The 594-nt window shown below is 66.8% G+C and carries 2 pseudogenes; one reads left to right on the top strand and one right to left on the bottom strand.

The features are described 5' to 3' along the window. Positions 1-295, top strand: a pseudogene (locus tag A5760_RS02575) (hypothetical protein); the annotation flags it as partial. 4 nt (positions 296-299) lie between these two features. On the opposite strand, the pseudogene A5760_RS02570 reads toward A5760_RS02575, so the two are convergent. Next, positions 300-594 (bottom strand): annotated as a pseudogene (locus A5760_RS02570) (hypothetical protein); the annotation flags it as partial.

Raw genomic sequence — 594 nt, 5'->3', positions numbered from 1 at the left:
GATCTCGACGATCTCGTTCGGCACCCCGTACGGCACCGTCGACTACGAGGGCGCCACCATCCCGGTTCCGGTGGACGACCAGACCCTGCAGAAGATCTGCGAGATCACCGACGGCCAGTCTTTCCACGCCGACAGCCTGGACTCGCTCAAGAACGTGTACTCGACGCTGCAGCGCCAGATCGGCTACGAAACCGTGAAAGGCGACGCGAGCCTGGCCTGGATGCTGCTCGGCGCCTTCGTCATGGCCGGCGCCATCCTGGCCGGTCTGCTGCTGAACCGCAGGCTGCCCGCCTGAGTCCTCAGCTGGGCAGGCGCCGGTTGATCAGCAGCGCCAGCGCCGTCGCGATCAGCGCGGTCAGCACGCCGAGGCGCAGCCACCCGGAGCTGCCCGGCCCGGGCACCGTGCGGTAGCCGATCTCGTTCTCGATGGCGTTGTAGCTCTTCTCCAGCTCGCCCAGGGTGGTGGCGGTGTAGGACTGCCCGCCGGACAGCTTGGCGACCGTCTTCATCTGGTCGGTCGAGACCGGGACGGCGATTTTGTGCCCGTCCATCTCGATCTCGCCGCCCTTGGTTCCGAACGAGATCGTCGAGATC

This window comes from Mycobacterium colombiense (assembly GCF_001665835.1).
Taxonomy (GTDB): domain Bacteria; phylum Actinomycetota; class Actinomycetes; order Mycobacteriales; family Mycobacteriaceae; genus Mycobacterium; species Mycobacterium colombiense_A.
This window is presented reverse-complemented; position numbering and strand designations above follow the sequence as displayed.